We start from the raw sequence: 18963 nt of genomic DNA on the forward strand, positions 1-18963 counted from the left end.
ATTCAGCGACCAACTTGATACGGTCGGCGTGCAACGGGATTGTTAGCAGTTGTTACACACAGACTGTTCGCGCTAAGGAACTCGCTATATGGTGGCTTAGTTCTACGGGTACAGCATTGCCAATCTGCCTCATTGCTTCTGTCCATGAACCCCAAATTTTATAGTCATCTGGGAAAGTCTGAATTCGTTTAGCCTCAAAGGTCGTGTAGTAGCGAACTTGACCATCTGGATATCGAATCATATTTTCTCCTCCAGGAACTCCATGATCTCCTGCTTTCAGTGCTTTAGAAGGCATGTCAATATAACTGCCAGTATGTCCAAGATATGATTTTGCACCCTCTCTAAGAACATGCTCACTGTCAAAACTACCTTCAAAATCAGGTTCTGGGAGATCCCCAATTTGATCTCTCACTGTTTTCCAAGGCTCCAAAGATGGTCTAAATAAAGTAGGCTGTTGAATCAGTCGATGAACTCTTTGCTGATTTCTTGTATCTAGGTGTTCAATTGCTGAAGGCTTGATCTTATGCCGTTCCCAATAATCATAGCTAACAAATTGCGACCATAGCAATGAATCCAAAGAGTGCGTTTCTTTTGGAAAAGCCCATTCTATATTTAAGTCTTCTCTTATACCGACGATGAAAACACGTTCACGGCGTTGTGGAATACCATAATTTGCTGCGTCTAGTAGCCGAAAAATTACATTATATTTAATGGAATCGAATTTCCCAGATGTATGGATTTTCTCAAGCCTTCTTAGATGATCTTCCCAGTTTTCTGAAGTTTTGGGCTGAACATCAGGATAAGTTAATCTTAGAATAATGTACTCAAAGTAACTATTAAATGATTTTCGTAAGAGTCCTTTGACATTTTCAAGAATGAAAATTTTTGGCGTATAAGTGCTGATGGCCTTGCAAGCATAAGGGAACATATCTCGCTGATCCATATTTCCTTTATGTTTTCCCCCCATTGAAAATGGTTGACAAGGAGGCCCTCCTGAAACTATGTCAATATGACCAAACTGCTCAAACTGGAATGAGCGAATATCTACATTATGAACAAGCTTGTTGCTGTAGTTATTTATCAGTGTCTGGCAGGCATCCTTATTGCATTCGATTAAAGCTTTATGCTTAACTCCAGAGAGTTCTAGCCCTTTTGCTAGTCCACCCGCACCAGCAAATAGCTCTAAGCAAGATATTTCAGGAATTTTCTTCATTTAAATTTCTTAAAAACTCTTCAATACTTTGGACAAGAATTTCTTTGTTTGCAGGTACTCCCTGACACTTTTCTGCCCAAGCACGTCCTGGATGACAGACATCCCAATCTGACTTTGCTTGCTCGTACCTACCCTTTCCAGGATCATGATTACCAAAACCATCAATCAAAGTATTCCATATTGGTTTGTACTTTCGGATTAGGGCTGCTTCGACAGTGCCTATCAAATCGCTTTCTTTCCCCTCAAGAATCATAAAACGGCAGAAAAAATCTGAGATATTCAAACCGTCCCCAATGTCGATGCTGCGGCTATGCTCTTTGATGCGATTATATAGCTCATAAACTTTAGCGTCTACAGAGGGTAATAGCCTAGATTGTCGCCATCCTTTTGGAACAGCCTTTCCAACATAAATTGGCATACGAAATTCAGTTCTATTTACCAAATGGAACTTTGAATAAATTCCAGATTTGGCAATGCAGTAGAGAGCATATACGCCTGTACCATGAAAACGCTCTGGAGTGGGAATTGAATGTACAGGTGTGCCATTAAAAAAACGTATTGTGTCTTTTATAACCTCATCAAGATCGGGAGAGACATAAACATGGTCAGAACGATGAAAAACATTCATGTTGGCTGAGGCTTGGAGCGATCACCATAAGGACGCTCTATTATACTTGATTTCCGTGATGCTGATAACTGATGGATCAAAGCCGCTCAAGCACTGAGCCAACGGGGTTTCCTAGACTGCTAACTATATTTTAGACTGATTTTTTCTACCTAAACACCTATTTAAGACGATTAGCCAGACTTTTTCTGCCTAACTACCCTGGATAGATGGTTAGCCAGACCTTTTCTACCTAACTACCCCGTAAAGGTGATTAGCCAGAACATTTCAGCCTAATCACCCATTTGGGTGTGTTAGACAGATTTTTTCTGGGTAACATCCCGTATAGGTGATCTAGATAGATAATTTCAGCCTAACATGACGACTACTGTTGAGCAACGCCCCAGAAAATTGTTGGATCGGGTTCGCGATGTTGTTCGCGCTAAGCACTACTCCTACCGAACCGAAGAAACCTACGTGCAATGGATTCGACGTTACATTTTGTTTCATAACAAACGTCATCCTTGTGAGATGGGTTGTGAGGAGGTCAATGCATTTTTAACCCACCTTGCAGTTGAAGAACACGTTGCGGCTTCTACGCAGAACCAAGCTTTATGCGCAATTTTATTTTTGTATCGTGAAGTTTTACAGCAGGAAATCGGACTGGAATTAAATGCCATACGTGCAAAGCGATCGCGCTATTTACCAACAGTGTTAACAACTGAGGAGGTTAGAGCAGTAATCTGTAATTTGTCTGGTGTATACCAACTGGTAGTCAAGTTGCTCTATGGCTGTGGTTTAAGGCTAAATGAAGCACTATAGTTTCGCCACGCATTTGCTGCAAAATGGCTACGATATCCGTACCGTCCAGGAATTGTTGGGGCACAAAGATGTCAAAACGACGACGATCTACACGCATGTCCTCAATCGTGGGGAGAGAGGCGTACGCAGCCCACTAGATGTATAGATATCCGGATGTGGGTATAGATTAAACTTCAGGAAGTTTGTAACGCGATACGATGCGCTTGGCATATTCCGGTACGTGTGCTTCTAATTTCTGGGGATAGTTGCGACGCACGTAGAGATAGTTGCGAATAAAGTGGGAATCAATCGAAAAACGTCCGTATTCCAATCCCTTGGGGCCAATTTTATTCACCACGAAACTAATTACCCACGCCAGCCACATGGGAATTGTGGTGGCGTTGTCGTAGGCGGCTATACCTTGCTGCACAGCAGCGGTGCGATCGCCGCTTGACATCACTGGTTGCGTAAATAACTTATCCTGTACCAGATCGAGCATTTCTTTACCCGTGTCGTTGCGCACCACAACCCACTGCCAACCAAACGGCGCGCCCATGTAGCCGACCACCAGATCGGCAAGGGAATTGACATAGTCAAAACAGGTCATGCAGGAAGGGGCAAATACATCCTTGAGTTCCTTAGTATTCAAGCCAAAAAACGGCACCTTCTCGATCGCGCCATCTTCGTGCTTAAAATGCACGTTGAAGTCCTGCATGAATTCGTAATGCACTACCGTCTCCGGCGATCGGCTGGTAGTTTCTAAGAATTTTTGCAACCCAGCCCGACTGACATTATCAACGCAGGGCGTACCCAGCACGTAGAGTTTTTCTAAGCCCAGTTGCTTTTCTACGGTACGCAACGCCTGAATTTGACAACCAACCCCAATTACCAACAAGCGCTTCATGCCTGAGCGCTCGACTTGTTCTAACACAGATAGGTTGGGCGATAGGGTGGGCTTATTCACCCTGGCTGCCAGAATCTCTTCCGGTGTGGTGGCAATAATAGGCGTGGGTTGAAAGCGATCGCTCTGGCTAGATTGCACGCACACCACCCCCTCAACTTTCCCTTGTTGCAGCATTTCAATCGCAATGCTGGACACAATTCCAGTCCACTGCGCGCCAGGGATCGGGTCTTTTTTGCGCGCTGCCATCATCTCCTGATGCACGCCAAAATACAGGTCGCGATCGCGATCTAGATCGCGGGTACGTCCGTGGGCTTCCACCTCCATCTCGCTAATGTGCTGCGTAATAAACGCACAGGCTTCCTTCACGTAGTGAATGTAATAAGTGTCACAGAGACCGCATTCACTACATAGAGCTTTAGCAGGGCGGCGCTTGACAGTGGGTAAGGCTTTGGCTTTGTGGTGAGCAGGAGTAACGGACATGGTCGAGGTAATTTTTGCTTACATGGCTATCTTAATGCAGTCTGGTACAGGGAGTTCGAGATCGCCAGAGGGATCTGCGATGCGCGCATCGCCCCTAACTTCTCAAACTGACCTGGAATTTCTCTTCCAGCATGTCGCGAATCTTTTGATGGACTGGATTAATGTCATCTTCCGTCAGCGTACGATCGCTTTTGCGATAGGTCAGGCGAAAAGCGAGACTGCGCTGTCCGGCTGGTACGCCATCGCCCACATATCGATCGAATAGCTGGACCGATTCTAATAACTCTCCACCAGCACGGGCGATCGCTTTTTGCAAGTCGGCAACAGACACCTTAGTAGCAGCAAAAAAGGCTAGATCGCGATCGCTCTTGGGAAAACTAGAAAAAGGTTGGAATACAGGAACGGCAAGCCGATCCATTGCCTCCAGGAGAACGTACAGATCTAGCTCGAACGCGTAGACCTCATCGGGCAAGTCTAGCTGCGATCGCAGTTGGGGATGAAGCTGTCCGAACGTTCCCAATCCTTGACCGGCAATCCATAAAGAAGCCGTGCGACCGGGGTGCAGGCGCGGATCTTTGTGGTCGGGCTGATATTCCACATTTACACCTAGCCTGTGGAAAACTGTTTCCAATACTCCCTTAGCGGCATACCAGTCCATCGGGCTGGAGTTATGCTGCCACGCCCCGACTGTGGGATCGCCGCCTAAAATGCCAGCAATGCGATCGGCTTCATCGGTTCCGGCTTCATCCGACCAGAATACGCGCCCAATCTCAAAGGCATTCAGACAACCATTACCCTGACTGAGGTTATAGACGCAGGCATCGATCAAGCCCGACATTAAGTCCACCCGCAAAGCGCTATATTCCACAGCCACGGGGTTATTGATCGTGACTTGCCGACTTGCATTAGGGCTGCAGAGTGAATTATGCATCACCTCGGTTAACCCCACACCACGAAAGCTTTCACGGATCTGACGAATCAACACCTGATCGACCGATAGATATCCCAGTTCCGTGCGCGACGGTAATGTCTCGCAGAATTTGTCATATCCATAAATGCGAGCGATTTCTTCGATTAGATCGATTTCGCGCTCGACATCAGCGTAGCGATAGGGTGGCACGGTCACGCTCCAGATCGTATCGTCGCCTTCTTGATTCGTCGTCGAATTGGGAGTTAATTCAAAGGAAAGCGATCGCAGCGTGGTTTCCACCGTTTCGGCGGATAAATCCTGTTCTTCATCGCTGTCGGTAGCAATGGTGCCTAAAACTTGTTGGGCGCGACTCAGTCTTAATTCAATTTTGCGGATCGTGGGACTGCGATAATCGACCGGACACTGCTCTACAACCTGACCGCCAGCCACATCCAGGATCGTTTTCACAGCCCTCGCACAGGCAATTTCCAATCCCGACTGGTTGACTCCCCTTTCATAGCGAGCCGATGCCTCTGTCCGCAAGCCTTGCGCCCTCGCCGAACGCCTCACCACCGCCTGGTCGAACAGGGCCGCTTCTAAAACAATATTTGTGGTGCGCTGCGATACCTCCGTATCCTTGCCACCCATGACCCCTGCGATCGCGATCGGCACGTCTCCTGAAGTAATCAGAAGATTATGCGGCTGCAGTTCGCATTCGCGATCGTCGAGAGTTTTAAGCTTTTCCTTCTGCTTGCCCTGCGTATTGGTAAATCTGACACCAATATCGATACCATCTTTCAAAGTATCGGCATCAAAGGCGTGCAAAGGCTGCCCCCACTCCAGCAAAATATAATTCGTCACGTCAACGATGTTGTTAATCGGTCGCATACCTGCCGCGTGCAACCGCCGCTGCAACCATAGAGGTGACGGACGTACTGTCACAGACCGAATCAGAGTACCAATATAAGCTGGACAAGCTTTGCGATCGGCAATACTCACCCATTTAGCCTTCGGGTTCTCAACTTTTAGCATTGGCGCATCGGGCAATGTTAATTTCCCTCCCGTCAATGCCGCTACCTCTCGTGCAATCCCAACCATACTAAGGGCATCGGCACGATTGGCAGTGGAGGTCACGTCCAGGATGACATCATCTAGAGCTAGCAGCGGCCTCACATCAGCCCCCAAAGTCGGCTGCCCCTCAAACTCGTAAATACCACTAGACTCTTTTTCCAAGCCCAATTCTGCCAAAGAGCAAATCATGCCCTCTGACTTGACCCCGCGCAATTTCGTAGGGCGTAGCTTCAAATCGACGTTGGGCAAATAAGTACCTACAGTCGCCACCGGCACGTACAGATCGGTTCTGGCATTAGCAGCCCCGCACACAATGCTCAAAGGTGCCTCTCTGCCAACATCTACGCTGCATACCTGGAGTTTATCGGCATTAGGGTGGCGATCGGCAGAGAGGATGCGCCCCACAACTACACCATCTGCCCAAGTTCGTCGATCTTCGATCGCTTCCACTTCAAAACCCGCCATTGTTAGTTTGTCAGCTAGATCTTCGGCAGGCAGATCGAAGCTTACAAGTTCACGCAGCCAATTTAACGAAATACGCATCTACTAGTTTCAGAAAAATTCTCAATGCCATTCATCCTAGCAGAATCGTTACATTGCCCCACAGGTTTACAGTCGCGGCGCAATCCTCGCTAAGCTTACCAAATGGTCGATCGGCGGACAAAAGTTTTTTATCGTATCCGCATTCACCAGTCAAAGTAAAGCACTCGTCGTAAAGATTTCGCAACCAATATTAACTTTATACCAATTTTTGTGAATTTTTATTACTATTCATATTTAGCACGAGTTAGCCTGTGGAAAACTTGTGGAAAAACCCTATTTTTCTGTGGGAAACCCCTATTTTTCTGTGGAAAAATCAGGCCAATCTGTGGAAAACTTTCTATAAGTATAAATACTCTGTGGAAAAAATGCCTACTTATCCACAGAGTTTTCCACAGGGGAAAATCTCTGTAAAGCCTAATTTGTCACGATCCCCGTTTTTTTCCACACTTTCCACAGCCCCTACTACTACTATTATTTAATTTATAAAAAAGAATTTTAGAATTTATAGTTTTGCGTGAAAAAAATTTTTTGAGGCTTCTAGTCAGAGCGAAGCAACAGTGATACGATAAGCTCCCTGCCATTGAGCTACTTAACCTCGATCGCACCAAAATCTGTCATTTGCGATTTGCATATGCGTCTTGTTTGCTCTCAAAACCAACTCGCTTCTAATCTTTCGCTAGTCAGCCGAGCCGTAGCTTCTCGTCCTACGCATCCGGTGCTTGCAAATATTTTGTTCAACGCAGATGCGAAGTTGCAGACGCTCGGTATGACAGCGTTCGATCTAAATTTGGGGATTCAGGTGACTTTTGGTGCGGATGTAACGGTTGGTGGCTCAACTACACTGCCGGCAAGACTTTTGAATGATATTGTCTCGCGCTTACCGGACGAAGACATCACCTTGAGTATTGACGATGACATTGCCACGATCTCCTGTGGTTCGGGTCGGTATGAGGTACACGGGCTACCCGTGCAGGAATTTCCAGAATTACCCAAAATTGATGCGGATGGGGAAACGACCTATTTGCCCGTGGAGTCGTTGCTGCTGGGGCTAGATGGCTCTTTATTTGCGGCTTCGACCGATGAAACCAAGCGAATTTTAACGGGCGTGCACGTAACTGCCAGTGCCGATCGATTGGAGTTTGCTGCTACTGATGGGCATCGTTTGGCAGTGGTGCAGACAAATTTCCTGCCTGCCGACGATCTACCTGTACCAGTGGATGAGAAAGCTCGCTTAGAGGTGACTATTCCGGCGCGGGCATTACGCGAACTGGAGCGCATGCTAAACGTGCAGACGGAAGGGGCGATCGCAGTTAGATTCGATCGATCGCAGATGATTTTCCAAAGTGCCAATCAGATTTTGACTTCGCGCTTGCTGGACGGCAGCTATCCCAACTACCGTGCCTTAATTCCCAGCCAGTTCGAGCGTCAAGTTACGCTAGAACGTAAAGTGCTGGTTTCGGCGTTAGAAAGAATTGCAGTTTTAGCCGATCAAAAAAACAATATCGTCAAAATTTCATTTAATACCACCGGTCAAGAAATTTCGCTTTCGGTGGAAGCCCCCGATGTTGCAACTGGCCGAGAGTCTTTACCAGCACAAATCTCTGGCGGAGATCTCGAAATTGCTTTTAATGTGAAATATCTCTTAGATGGACTGAAAGCGATCGATAGCAACGATATTCAGCTCAAGCTGAACAATCCCACCAGTCCCGCTATAGTTACCCCCATTGGTTCTGCGCAGATGACGTATCTGATTATGCCCGTGCAAATCCGTTCCTAGATGCCACTGCAGATGAGAGATCGATAAAGGTATGCCATCTGAGTAGCCGCGATCGCTAGCTCATTTCCGTGACGGACATAATGTATTTCTTAGTTTCTTCGTCTGAAGCTGAGAGGATGGATAGAAAAGCTTTTTTACTGAGCAGCAGCTCGTCGGGGGTAAAGGAAAAATCGACACCAATCGTTAGTCCGAGTTCCCCCATCAGAAAATCTTTAATAAAGCTGATTTCCCCGTCTTTGTCGTTGTTATAGCTGAACATTTTTGTTTCTCTGTTGTTACTTAAATTCTCGATCCGTGAGATTATTCTGTCATGGTTTTATGGCTATCGACTCCCCCTCCAGGATTACGCAAATGGGTTAAAATTATTTGCTCTCTTGGGTGATAGGAAAGCAGTTGTTTTTGGGTAGTAGTCGAACTGACCATTTGCATTGGCGCAAGTTTGAGCGATCTTCGTGCTGATTTGTATTTAAGGAGAGATATTGTATGGCCTACTGGTTGCTTAAAAGCGAACCAAATGTTTATTCCTATGCCGACTTAGAAAGGGATGGAACAACCGTGTGGGATGGTGTCAACAATAACCTCGCCCTCAAACACATCAGGACAATGTTACCCAAAGATTTAGCTTTGATATACCATACGGGCGAAGAAAGAAGAGCAATGGGAATTGCAGAAGTAATCAGCCAGCCCTATGCCGATCCTAAACTCAGCGATCCTAAGCGTGCGGTGGTGGACGTGACGGTAGTTAAGGCTTTGCCTCGACCTGTGACTCTTGCGCAAATCAAGCAAGATCCTGCATTTGAAGGGTTCGATCTGCTGCGTATTTCGCGGCTATCGGTCGTGCCTGTTTCGGAAGCCCACTGGCAGCGCATTCTAACCCTGGCTGGGGCTAATTAAAGTTCTGTTCGTATTGGATGTCCGTACTGACGATCGTGCGATCGTCGCTTTCGTGGAATTCCGGGAGTAACTCTCGCTTGATAACTTCTCCCAGAGACGCTTCGAGCGCCTCGGTTGCTTTTAGACAAGCATCGCCATGCCCGTCGATCGCGCGCTCTTCGAGCTTGCCATCCTTATCGATTAAAAACTCAATTCTTTGGTACTCAGACATGGCAATTTTGTTTAAACTCTGGCTTCTGTTTTAGAGTTAGTATAGACAATAAACAAGGTAGCAAATAGGACTAAGAACGTTATCCCGCCAACGATTGTAGCTAAGGCAAAGTTACTAATGCTAGAACCAACTTCTGTCGCCCTGTTAAAGTTAGGCGTAAAGACGGCTGCTGCCATACCTGTATAGTGCATAGAAAGTACCGCAAAACCCATGACAACTGCACTACCCATCTTTCCCCACATGGCCTGACGACCCGTGCGATCGCGGAAGAAAATAGCAATTTTCAAGGCGACAAAAGACACCACAATCGCAATGATGACTGACAGTATAAACAAAAAGGGATTGTAACTCGTATCTGCTTGCATCCTCATCGCCAGCATACCGATGTAGTGCATGCCCGCAATCGCAATTCCCATCGAAGCACTACCAATTAGCAAAAGGCGGTTGTCGATGATGGGGCGGCTCACAATGCTTAATGCCTGCGCCGATGCCACAATTGCAGCGATCAGCGAAACTACAACGATTAAAAAATCATAGCTAATAAAAATCGGTATAGCAAAGGCTAGCATGGCAATGAAGTGCATCGACCAGATACCCATGCCCATCGATGTCGAACCCAGTATCAGCCAGAACTTACGATCGAACCCCCTTTCATATGGTATTTGACCGGCCAGGATCAATGCTACGTAAGAAGCGAGCATTGCAATAAAAGCTGATAGTACGACAAGATAAGGATTGTATATTACATTCATAACTAATGCCTATTCTTAGACTAGGTGCTGAAGTTTAACATCTAATATACCCACAGCACGGAAATTACATAGCATTTTGCTTTTATAGCCATAGACAGATCTGTTAGGACGGGGTGCAGGGGTGAAACCCCTGCACCCCGTCCTAAGCCTGTTGACTATAGCTATAACTCCTAATAGTAAAAAGGTTGGTGGTATCTAACTGACCGAGTGTGCAAAAATCAGATGGGGAAGGCTATTTCCTGGCATATATACTTTCGGAAATAAGACTATGCACCAGGCTACACTCAGGCAAAAGCTATTGACAACTAAATGCTGTCCGGGCTGCTACTTAGAAGGGATTAATCTGGTTTATGCCAGTTTGAGGCATGCCGATCTAGAAGGTGTTAATCTCAGCGGTGCTAATTTAAGTAATATCGATCTGCGCGAAGCGGCGATTAACGATGCAGAGATGATTTATACCACCCTGGTCGGTGCTTACTTGATTGGTGCCAATCTCAGCGGGACTGACCTGAGCGGCTCGATGCTGGTGGGAGCAAACCTGCGCTTAGCCAATTTTGTCAAAAGCGATCTGAAAGGGGCAGATTTGCGTGAAGTAATTCTGAGGAATGCCAACTTGAGTCATGCTAACTTGACTGGTTGTAATTTAAGCAATTCCGATCTGATTCATGCCAACTTAGAGGGGGCCGATCTCAGACAAGCCAACCTGACTAATGCTGACTTACTCTATGCCGATTTACACGGTGCCAACCTCAGCGGTGCCAACCTCAGCGGTGCTAACCTCAGCGGTGCTAACCTCAGCGGTGCTAACCTGACAGAAGCAATTTTGCCTAAAGCCAGGTTGAGCAATGCGAACTTGAGCGATGCCTGCTTAGTAGAAGCAATTTGCGTGAAGGCAAATTTAATCGGTACCAACTTGAGCGGAGCGGATCTCAAAGGAGCTATTTTAACCAAAGCCGAAATTGCAGGCTCAGATTGGACTGGCGTTAATCTTGAAGATGCGATTATGCCTGGCAACAGCGATCGCAGCGAGGTTAAACATGACGATGCGGTGGACGACACTCTGACGCTTGTGACTGATGCTTCCCTAGTACGCGATCGCAGCACTTAACGATAAGATCGATCTAGATCGTATTTTTATTTCCTATGACTACAAGCTCAGAAGTTGATAGCGCTGTCGCCCAGTTACAGGGCAAGTCACCGCAGGAAGTCCTGGCGTGGGCTCTAGATAAATTTCACCCCCATGTGTCCTTGGCATCAAGCTTTGGTGCTGAGGATGTCGTCTTAATCGACATGATGGCTCGCATTCGCCCCGATGCTTGTGTATTTACCCTCGATACCGGTCGTTTGCCTGGAGAAACCTATGACGCGATCGCTGCGATCGCCAAGAAATATCCCCAGCTCCAGCTCCAGACCATGTTTCCTCAGACCGAAGCTGTAGAAAAGATGGTGCGAGAGCATGGCATTAATCTCTTCTACGACACTGTTGAAAATCGCAAACTGTGCTGTTATATCCGTAAGGTAGAACCGCTCAATCGGGCTTTGGAAGGCTTGCAAGCCTGGATTACAGGACTGCGGCGGGATCAAACTGACAATAGATCTCAGATGGAGGTAGTGGAATTGGATGCCGCAAGGGATATTCTCAAAATCAATCCATTAATTGATTGGACAAACGATATGGTTTGGGAATATATTCGCGCCAATGACGTGCCCTACAATGCTTTGCACGATCGCCACTATCCCAGTATTGGCTGCGCTCCTTGTACGAGAGCGATCGCGCCGGGCGAAGACCTCCGAGCCGGACGCTGGTGGTGGGAGCAAAATAACCAGGAATGCGGTTTGCATGTCAATGCTGAGGGCAAACTCGTTCGTGCTAAGGGGTAATCCTCCCATTCCTTGGCACCATTGGGAGATCGAGCAGGTGTTGTCCCATCTGCAATCGCAGCGAGAAGGATTGACCTACGTGGTGGCACGGCAAAGACTGCGGCGCTATGGTCGGAATCAAGTGCCGACCCAGCGCCGTATAGTGCAGATTGTCAGACAACCCTTGACTACTCCTTTCACATATCTGCTGCTGGCGATCGCTGCTGTAGCACAATATGTAAGTGGTGAAGGTTGGTACGTGCTGGGGTTGGGTATATTTCATGCGTGTATTGGCATGTGGTTGACTGCTAGAGCCATTCGCGCGCGCGAGGCTGCGCTACTGGGAACTCCAGATCGAGATCGTTCTCCTGCTATAGAAGAAGCCAGGGTAAGGCGCGATGGTCAGGTCGTATCGATTTCTGCCCGCGATCTGGTGGTGGGGGATATCGTAGAAATTCAAGCGGGCGATCGCCCCAGTGTCGATCTGCGCTTGTTTGAATCTGAAGATTTGCAAACCGATCGGACTGGCATTACTAGTAATGCCAGGAATGGCAGCATGTCTATTGTAGATAAGCAGGGGCAAACGGCACTACCTCTATCTACACCTGCCGTGGAACGCAGTAATATCGTCTACGCTGGCACTACAGTGACCTCTGGAAGAGGCGTGGGTGTAGCGATCGCCACGGGTAGCAGTGTGTACGGCTACAAAATCTGGCGGTGCGAGCAGCCCGTGTCGATGATGCACGATACGCTGCGTCGCCTGCGCCAAATTTGGTTTGTAGGAATTAGTATCGCGATCGCAATTCTGGTCAGGATATTCATCGATCGCGGCGAAACCGACTGGTATGAGATTAGTTTTCTCTGCCTGGCGATCGCGATCGGTACCTATCCGCAAAATCTGCTCCGCATCGCAACATTGATGCAATGGGTGGGAATTCAGAACCTGGCGCAAAAAGGTCTGTGGGTGAAGTTTCCATCTGCGATCGACGCGCTGTCACATCTATCCATAATTACTCCTATCCTTGACTCCAATCTAGAGCTTAGCATAGATAATCTCGATCGAGCGGGGATTAAATGGCATGGCTTAATTCGCGCTTCCCAAACTGATGCTGATGCTTTAGGGAAAGTGCTGGGTATTGAAGTTAGTAGCTACTTCGATCGCCCCCTGGAAACGATCCGGTTGTGGCAGTCAGGAGAGCGCATAGAGAATCAAAATGTTCGTCACAGCCGCCGTGCATCTGTTGCTGTAGTTGCTGAAGCAAACGACGATATTCCGTTGCTGCGACAGGCCGATGTCGGTATTTGCGCCCGTACTGCACCTCAATTAGTGCAAAATAGCGCGGGATTGATTTTGCCTGAGGCGCACTTTCACTATATTCCTCTCGCGATCGCGGCAGGGAGAAGCGTTGTCGATCCTCTGCAACGCATTGTCTGGCAGATCGCGATCTCTGCTGTGGCGCTTGTACTCCTGGCGATCGCGGCTGTCTATATTAAGGCTGCGATCGTGCCGTTGCAGATCGTTTGGGTTGGTGCGATCGCTACTCCTCTACTAGCGTTGGTATTGATGCTCGACCTCACGCCAACCAATATCATGACCAGACACTCAAAACAGTTTCAGTCGATATGGCGTAGCAACTATCTACATGTAGGCATTGCGATCGCCACGATTGCGATGACCGTGGGTGCAGTATTCTGGTTTAAGTACCAACAGAGTGCTTCAGGCATGTTGCAAGAAGCCCGCACTATGGCGTTTACCACCCTGGTATTCAGCCAGATCTTTTATACCTGTAGCTTGGTGCGCTCTAGCGTATTCTCTAACATCCCTCTCATGGCGATCGCCGCATTTTTAGCGATCGCTCAAGTTGCCATTATTAATCTGCCCGAAATGGGAGAATTATTTGCCACAACCCCTTTAAGTTGGACGGAATGGGCGATCGCTTCTCTAGCCGCTACCTCTATCTTTTGGGTGGAGGAAATTTTGACCTCGAATTAGAGCTATGACCTGTTTGATGCAGGGTAATGCGCCTTATGTGCGAACACGGTTGAGATGTATCGATCGAATGTATAGCTGTAGACAGATCTGTTAGGACAGGAGGTGTGGGGGCTGCGCCCCCACGCAGGGGTGGAACCCCTGCACCCCGTCCTAAGCCTATTGGCTATAGCTATAATTGTATAAAGTTTTAGGTTGAAGTCTTACACAGGAATATCTTAAATGTCATCGTTTATCGGTCACAGTTTGGCAGGGTTGACAACCTATGCCATGGCTCATCAGTTCCAAGCTGACCGTTCCAACCAGAGTAACCAGATTGATTGGAAATGGATACTTTGGCTGCTTGTGATTGATATATCTTTTAGGGCTGATGGCAAAATGTTGGCTAGTGCTGGGGATGACGGCTCTATAAGACCTTGGGATATTAGTAAAGATCGAAATCAAAATGGTCAGTTACTTTCAGGACATAGCAAACCTGTAATGTCTGTCAGCTTTATCCCTAACGGAAAACTACTGGCTAGTGGCAGCAAAGGTAAAACTGTTAGAATATGGCAACTTAGCTAGGTGAAAACAAAACATTATGTTAACCCTCAGTTATCCGCATATCGAAAAAAGCGATGGTCAGTCCGCACGGTTGCAACGCTTGCCGCGTATTAGAATTGCCCAAATTGTCATGGACTATATTGCCTATGGTTGGTCGGTAGAGGAGATCTGTCGTCAACACCTTTACTTAACCCTAGCCGAGGCCCATGCAGCAATGGGATACTATTTCGATCATCAAGAAGAAATTGACCAAGAAATTAGACAGGAATTACAGCAAGTACAAGAAAATACGGCTCAAGCATCCAAGTCACCTTTCTACATTCGTATGAAAGCTAAAGGACTGCTGTAAATGGCTATTGCTTTGTACATGGATGTTCATGTGCCTCAAGCGATTACTGAGCAGTTGCGTCGCCGAGGCATAGACGTATTGACAGCATTTGAGGACGGAACTGTAGAAATGCCTGACGATCGGCTTTTAGTAAGAGTGACGGAGCTTAAGCGTGTTCTCTTTACCCAAGATATTCGCTTTAGAGTTTTAGCCGAAACTTGGCAGATAGAAGGAAAACCGTTTTCAGGATTAATCTTTGGTCATCAACTTGGAGGCACGATTGGTCAATTTGTTAATGATTTAGAATTGATTGCTAATGCCTCTGAACCTGATGAATGGATAAATTCAGTTGAGTATATTCCCTTCAAGTCTCCCCAGATAAGAACGTGAACTATCCCTGCAAAACTGCGCCAGCCGTTAAAATGGGATGTTGTCGTATCCTGGCTCGTCGTCTGCTGCGGGTGGAGTGGCTTTGGGAACTGATGCGCTTGATGCCCTGGTAGATTTACTGCTGCGTGCGGTAGTACTTGCAGTAGCCGCACTGGCTGTACTCGCCGACAGTGCGCCGCTAAGCATGTGGATGCGCGAAGCGGTCATTTCGGCTCGCTTCTCTTTGTAGTTGCCGCGATCGATTACATTCATCCCCAAACGACCTTCGATGACAACGGCATCACCTTTGTGATATTTCTCCATAATTTCATCCGCCAAGCGGTTCCAACCGACTACCTTTAACCGCGAGGGAGCATCCTCTTCTCTAGAGCTAGAAAACTGTACCAGAAAAGAAGCGATTGAGTTCTGGTTGTCAGGTGTATAGCGCAGTTCCGGGTCGGAGACGATTTCGGCGAGGAGCGTAAACGAGTTCATGGCAACAAATTGAGAAACAGGTTCTTATAGCTTAGCGAATTGTTACTAAAGTCGCTCAGACAACAGTAATTAATTTAAGAAAACTTTAATTTCGCCGCTGGGTAACTAGATCGGCGCATTCAATTAAGCTGGCAGGCATGTGAGGGCCAGTTAAAATTACTTCGACCTGGTGGGGGCGCGATTGCAATACTTTGAGCACCTCTGTCTCTGCAACTAGGTCTAGCTCGATCGCTAAACTTAGCTCGTCCAGGACAAAGACATCATAGTGACCCATTGCGATCGCATCTTTAGCGTACTGCCACAGATCCAATACTGCTTGCGTCTCAGCCTCAGTAAGGTCAGGGGATTGCGGATCGATCTGGCGCTCCAGATTGCAGCGCACCCAATCGAGATTTTGCACGAGCCGTCGGGGATAGTTTGCACCTTGTCGAATACCGCCCTGAAAGAATTGCGCGACTAATGTGGGCTTGCCCTGTCCCGCTACCCTGAGTGCCTGTGCCATAACATCCGCATAAAACCCCCGTGTTGGCGATGTCACTACTTGCATCAATCCTCGCGAAGGCGTTACTGGTAAAGTCATCTTGGCGGCTGGGGAACTGGGCTTAGCGGTCTTGGCAGATTTTATTTGGGCAACCATATAGTTAGCGTACATACTGGGCTATTGCACCTATATAAACACTAGATATGGTTAGTCGTCAATAGTTATTAGTAGCTAGCGTTTTTAGTAGTCAGTATTCAGCGATTGGCTTTCAGAAAGACTTAAATTCTTCAAGTGCTTGGCAGAGCTACTCGTTCAGCCAGTCGAATATCTGACCTACGGTGATGCTAAAGGATGTGGCAAAGGAGGGGACGGGCAGGCGATCGCTTTTTTCCTCAAACACGGCTATGGTGCGATCTGCAAAATAAACAAACGCCAATTCCTCGGAGGATATTCCGCACGACTTTTGTTTGGCTTTGCTCGGGGGAGAGGATCTCAATCGTCCAATCCGGTGCAAGTGAAAAAACATTAGCAACTTTACCATCGCGATCGCGAGGAATACGATCCCAGGTAAAAATCGTAATATCCGGGACGATCGATTTGCCCCCAAACGTACAGCGCAGTTCTGAATAAGCACGGGCTATATGCTGGGGCTTGAGTGCGGTATTGATGGCGGGGACGAGATCGCTTTGGATCGTGCTGTGTTTTCCCTGTGGCATAGGCTTTTGGATAACCTGACCGTCAATAAATTCCGAAGCAGGCTTAGTTTCTGGAAGCTTTAGAAACTCATCGAGCGTTAAGGGTTTAGTAGGCGTTTGAACCATAGCATTTAGAGGTTAAGTACTCAAGTTCCTAGCGGGGCAGTACGTCATCTAAGCGAAGCTGAATCTGGGGTAGCAGCGGTGAAGTAATTGGCTGACCGAGGCGATACTGTTGCTGGCTGTAAACTTCGGCATTCAGTTGACAAACGGTAAATGTGGGTTGCTTGGGTTTGCCAATAAAGGCAATGCCACCCAAACCGCGATAATCGACAATCCAATATTCGGGGATGCCTAATAGCTTGCCACTCACAGTTTCATGAGGTCCTGTGGGTTCCATGTCAATTAGTTCTCCGTTGGCTAGCTCGTAACGGGGATTGCGGCAGTATTTGCCCAGGAATTCATCAAAGCTGAGGAGTTTGGACAGTGTGTAAGACATGTTTATACCTTTTGATGCCAGGCTAAATATATCGTAACCCCAACACATGCATTCACTGGCTCGGTAAATGCAGCATAATCTACAGAGGCGGAACCAGATTAGCCGCTACAGTAATTAGAAGATTTCTCGTAAATACAGTAATCCTAGCCCCATGAGTCAATCACCACAGCCCTGGAGTCAACGCTTTGAAACCGCGCTGCACCCTGCGATCGCCCAGTTTAATGCCAGTATTGGTTTTGATATTAATTTAATCGAGTACGACATTACGGGCTCGCAAGCACACGCGCAGATGCTGGCTAAGGTCGGGATTATCAGCGCCGAGGAAGGCGATGCCCTGGTGAAGGGACTGGAGCAAATCCGGCAGGAATATCGCCAGGGGCAGTTCAATCCCGGATTAGATGACGAAGACGTGCATTTTGCCGTGGAGCGGCGCTTGACGGAATCGATCGGCGATATCGGCAAGAAGCTGCATACGGCGCGATCGCGTAACGATCAGGTGGCAACGGACGTGCGTTTGTATCTGCGCGATCGCATCCGCCAGATTCAAGTCGATCTCAAAGCCTGGCAAGCAGCATTAATCGCTCAGGCGGAAAGGCATATCGACACGCTCATTCCGGGCTACACGCACCTGCAACGCGCTCAGCCACTCAGTCTGGCGCATCACCTCCTCGCCTATTTTGAGATGGCGCAGCGAGATTGGCAGCGCCTGGATGAAATCTATCACCGCGTCAATATCTGTCCCCTCGGTTCGGGCGCGTTGGCGGGCACGCCTTTCCCCATCGATCGCCATTTCACGGCTGAATTATTGCAGTTTGAAGCGGTGGGCAAAAATAGTCTCGATGGCGTTTCCGATCGCGATTTTGCGGTGGAATTTCTCTGCGCTGCTAGCCTGATTGTGATGCATCTCAGTCGCTTTTCTGAGGAGGTAATTTTATGGTCATCCCAGGAGTTTAGTTTTGTGACGCTGAGCGATCGCATCAGTACTGGCTCCAGCATCATGCCGCAAAAGAAAAACCCCGACGTGCCGGAATTGGTGCGCGGCAAGACAGGGCGGGTATTCGGGCATTTGCAAGCGATGCTGACACTTCTGAAGGGTTTGCCGCTAGCGTACAACAAAGACATGCAAGAAGATAAGGAATGTCTGTTCGATGCCGTAATTACGGTGAGAGCTTGTTTGGAGGCGATGACTATTCTACTCGCAGAAGGCATAGAATTTCAGCCGCAACGCCTTAGTGCTGCTGTGGCAGAAGATTTCTCTAATGCTACCGATGTCGCCGATTACCTCGCATCTAAGGGAGTTCCTTTCCGCGAAGCGTATAACTTAGTAGGTAAGCTGGTTAAAACCTGCGTCAGTGAGGGAATTTTACTCAAGGATTTATCCCTAGAACGCTGGCGATCGTTCCATCCTTTATTTGAGATGGATATTTTTGAGGCGATCGCTCCGGCTCAGGTAGTAGCGGTACGCAATAGCTACGGCGGCACGGGATTCGAGCAAGTACGCCAGCAAGTCATAGCAGCCAAAAATCTTCTTGTTTAACGTTTA

Annotated in this window: 19 protein-coding genes and 2 pseudogenes; 10 read left to right on the forward strand and 11 right to left on the reverse strand. The window is 47.7% G+C overall.

Annotated elements, in window-relative coordinates; translation table 11 throughout:
* Positions 1-52: 52 nt before the first annotated feature.
* Both PSE6802_RS0109875 and PSE6802_RS0109880 read right to left on the reverse strand, forming a co-directional pair.
* Entirely contained in the window at positions 53-1213 is a 1161-nt protein-coding gene (locus PSE6802_RS0109875; protein ID WP_019499898.1) for a DNA cytosine methyltransferase, read from the reverse strand.
* The gene (locus PSE6802_RS0109880; protein WP_026103201.1) at positions 1197-1841 is read right to left on the reverse strand and encodes an Eco29kI family restriction endonuclease; all 645 of its coding nucleotides are present in this window, start codon (positions 1839-1841) and stop codon (positions 1197-1199) included. Before PSE6802_RS0109880 ends, PSE6802_RS0109875 begins: the two co-directional genes overlap by 17 nt.
* A 354-nt stretch (positions 1842-2195) precedes the next feature.
* Between PSE6802_RS0109880 and PSE6802_RS28460 the strand changes: the two are divergent.
* Positions 2196-2784 (forward strand): annotated as a pseudogene (locus PSE6802_RS28460) (phage integrase N-terminal SAM-like domain-containing protein).
* Between the two features lie 21 nt (positions 2785-2805).
* Here the strand turns inward: PSE6802_RS28460 and PSE6802_RS0109890 are convergent.
* Both PSE6802_RS0109890 and pheT read right to left on the reverse strand, forming a co-directional pair.
* Positions 2806-4002, reverse strand: coding sequence for a Coenzyme F420 hydrogenase/dehydrogenase, beta subunit C-terminal domain (locus tag PSE6802_RS0109890; protein ID WP_019499902.1), 1197 nt, complete (start codon positions 4000-4002; stop codon positions 2806-2808).
* A gap of 94 nt (positions 4003-4096) precedes the next feature.
* Complete coding sequence (gene pheT / locus PSE6802_RS0109895; RefSeq protein ID WP_019499903.1) at positions 4097-6526, reverse strand: phenylalanine--tRNA ligase subunit beta; 2430 nt, start codon at positions 6524-6526, stop codon at positions 4097-4099.
* A gap of 631 nt (positions 6527-7157) precedes the next feature.
* Here pheT and dnaN point away from each other — a divergent pair.
* Positions 7158-8303: a DNA polymerase III subunit beta gene (gene dnaN, locus PSE6802_RS0109900; RefSeq protein ID WP_019499904.1), complete on the forward strand. Its 1146-nt coding sequence runs from the start codon at positions 7158-7160 to the stop codon at positions 8301-8303.
* A 55-nt stretch (positions 8304-8358) separates the two neighbouring features.
* Here the strand turns inward: dnaN and PSE6802_RS0109905 are convergent, their stop codons facing one another.
* Entirely contained in the window at positions 8359-8562 is a 204-nt protein-coding gene (locus PSE6802_RS0109905; protein ID WP_019499905.1) for a hypothetical protein, read from the reverse strand.
* Positions 8563-8786: 224 nt separating this feature from the next.
* On the opposite strand from PSE6802_RS0109905, the gene PSE6802_RS0109910 reads away from it, so the two are divergent.
* Positions 8787-9197, forward strand: a complete 411-nt coding sequence (locus PSE6802_RS0109910; RefSeq protein ID WP_019499906.1) for an EVE domain-containing protein — start codon at positions 8787-8789, stop codon at positions 9195-9197.
* Here the strand turns inward: PSE6802_RS0109910 and PSE6802_RS0109915 are convergent.
* Positions 9190-9408, reverse strand: coding sequence for a DUF2997 domain-containing protein (locus PSE6802_RS0109915; RefSeq protein ID WP_019499907.1), 219 nt, complete (start codon positions 9406-9408; stop codon positions 9190-9192). The genes PSE6802_RS0109910 and PSE6802_RS0109915 overlap by 8 nt on opposite strands.
* Before the next feature lie 11 nt (positions 9409-9419).
* A complete protein-coding gene (locus PSE6802_RS0109920; RefSeq protein ID WP_019499908.1) occupies positions 9420-10160 on the reverse strand; it encodes an MHYT domain-containing protein in 741 nt (246 codons plus the stop codon).
* A gap of 268 nt (positions 10161-10428) precedes the next feature.
* Between PSE6802_RS0109920 and PSE6802_RS0109925 the strand changes: the two genes are divergently transcribed.
* The 6 genes from PSE6802_RS0109925 (at position 10429) to PSE6802_RS0109950 (ending at position 15271) form a co-directional block, all read left to right on the forward strand.
* The gene (locus tag PSE6802_RS0109925) at positions 10429-11268 is read left to right on the forward strand and encodes a pentapeptide repeat-containing protein (RefSeq protein ID WP_019499909.1); all 840 of its coding nucleotides are present in this window, start codon (positions 10429-10431) and stop codon (positions 11266-11268) included.
* 35 nt (positions 11269-11303) lie between these two features.
* On the forward strand, positions 11304-12041 hold the full coding sequence (locus PSE6802_RS0109930; RefSeq protein ID WP_019499910.1) for a phosphoadenylyl-sulfate reductase: 738 nt from the start codon (positions 11304-11306) through the stop codon (positions 12039-12041).
* The gene (locus PSE6802_RS0109935) at positions 12007-14013 is read left to right on the forward strand and encodes a cation transporting ATPase C-terminal domain-containing protein (protein ID WP_019499911.1); all 2007 of its coding nucleotides are present in this window, start codon (positions 12007-12009) and stop codon (positions 14011-14013) included. The genes PSE6802_RS0109930 and PSE6802_RS0109935 overlap by 35 nt, the downstream gene beginning before the upstream one ends.
* Before the next feature lie 219 nt (positions 14014-14232).
* Positions 14233-14574: a WD40 repeat domain-containing protein gene (locus PSE6802_RS0109940; RefSeq protein ID WP_019499912.1), complete on the forward strand. Its 342-nt coding sequence runs from the start codon at positions 14233-14235 to the stop codon at positions 14572-14574.
* Positions 14575-14590: 16 nt separating this feature from the next.
* Positions 14591-14902, forward strand: a complete 312-nt coding sequence (locus PSE6802_RS0109945) for a DUF433 domain-containing protein (RefSeq protein ID WP_019499913.1) — start codon at positions 14591-14593, stop codon at positions 14900-14902.
* On the forward strand, positions 14903-15271 hold the full coding sequence (locus tag PSE6802_RS0109950) for a DUF5615 family PIN-like protein (protein ID WP_019499914.1): 369 nt from the start codon (positions 14903-14905) through the stop codon (positions 15269-15271).
* 27 nt (positions 15272-15298) lie between these two features.
* Here PSE6802_RS0109950 and PSE6802_RS0109955 read toward each other — a convergent pair whose 3' ends face one another.
* The 4 genes and pseudogenes from PSE6802_RS0109955 to PSE6802_RS31880 form a co-directional block, all read right to left on the reverse strand.
* Positions 15299-15745: a single-stranded DNA-binding protein gene (locus PSE6802_RS0109955; protein ID WP_019499915.1), complete on the reverse strand. Its 447-nt coding sequence runs from the start codon at positions 15743-15745 to the stop codon at positions 15299-15301.
* A gap of 85 nt (positions 15746-15830) precedes the next feature.
* On the reverse strand, positions 15831-16397 hold the full coding sequence (locus PSE6802_RS0109960) for a cob(I)yrinic acid a,c-diamide adenosyltransferase (protein WP_019499916.1): 567 nt from the start codon (positions 16395-16397) through the stop codon (positions 15831-15833).
* 133 nt (positions 16398-16530) lie between these two features.
* Positions 16531-17047 (reverse strand): annotated as a pseudogene (locus PSE6802_RS28470) (Uma2 family endonuclease).
* Positions 17048-17075: 28 nt separating this feature from the next.
* Positions 17076-17420: a Uma2 family endonuclease gene (locus PSE6802_RS31880; protein ID WP_019499918.1), complete on the reverse strand. Its 345-nt coding sequence runs from the start codon at positions 17418-17420 to the stop codon at positions 17076-17078.
* A 151-nt stretch (positions 17421-17571) separates the two neighbouring features.
* Here PSE6802_RS31880 and argH point away from each other — a divergent pair, with 151 nt between their 5' ends.
* Positions 17572-18957, forward strand: a complete 1386-nt coding sequence (argH, locus tag PSE6802_RS0109975; protein ID WP_019499919.1) for an argininosuccinate lyase — start codon at positions 17572-17574, stop codon at positions 18955-18957.
* The last annotated feature ends 6 nt before the right edge of the window (positions 18958-18963 follow it).

This window comes from Pseudanabaena sp. PCC 6802 (assembly GCF_000332175.1).
Lineage (GTDB): Bacteria > Cyanobacteriota > Cyanobacteriia > Pseudanabaenales > Pseudanabaenaceae > PCC-6802.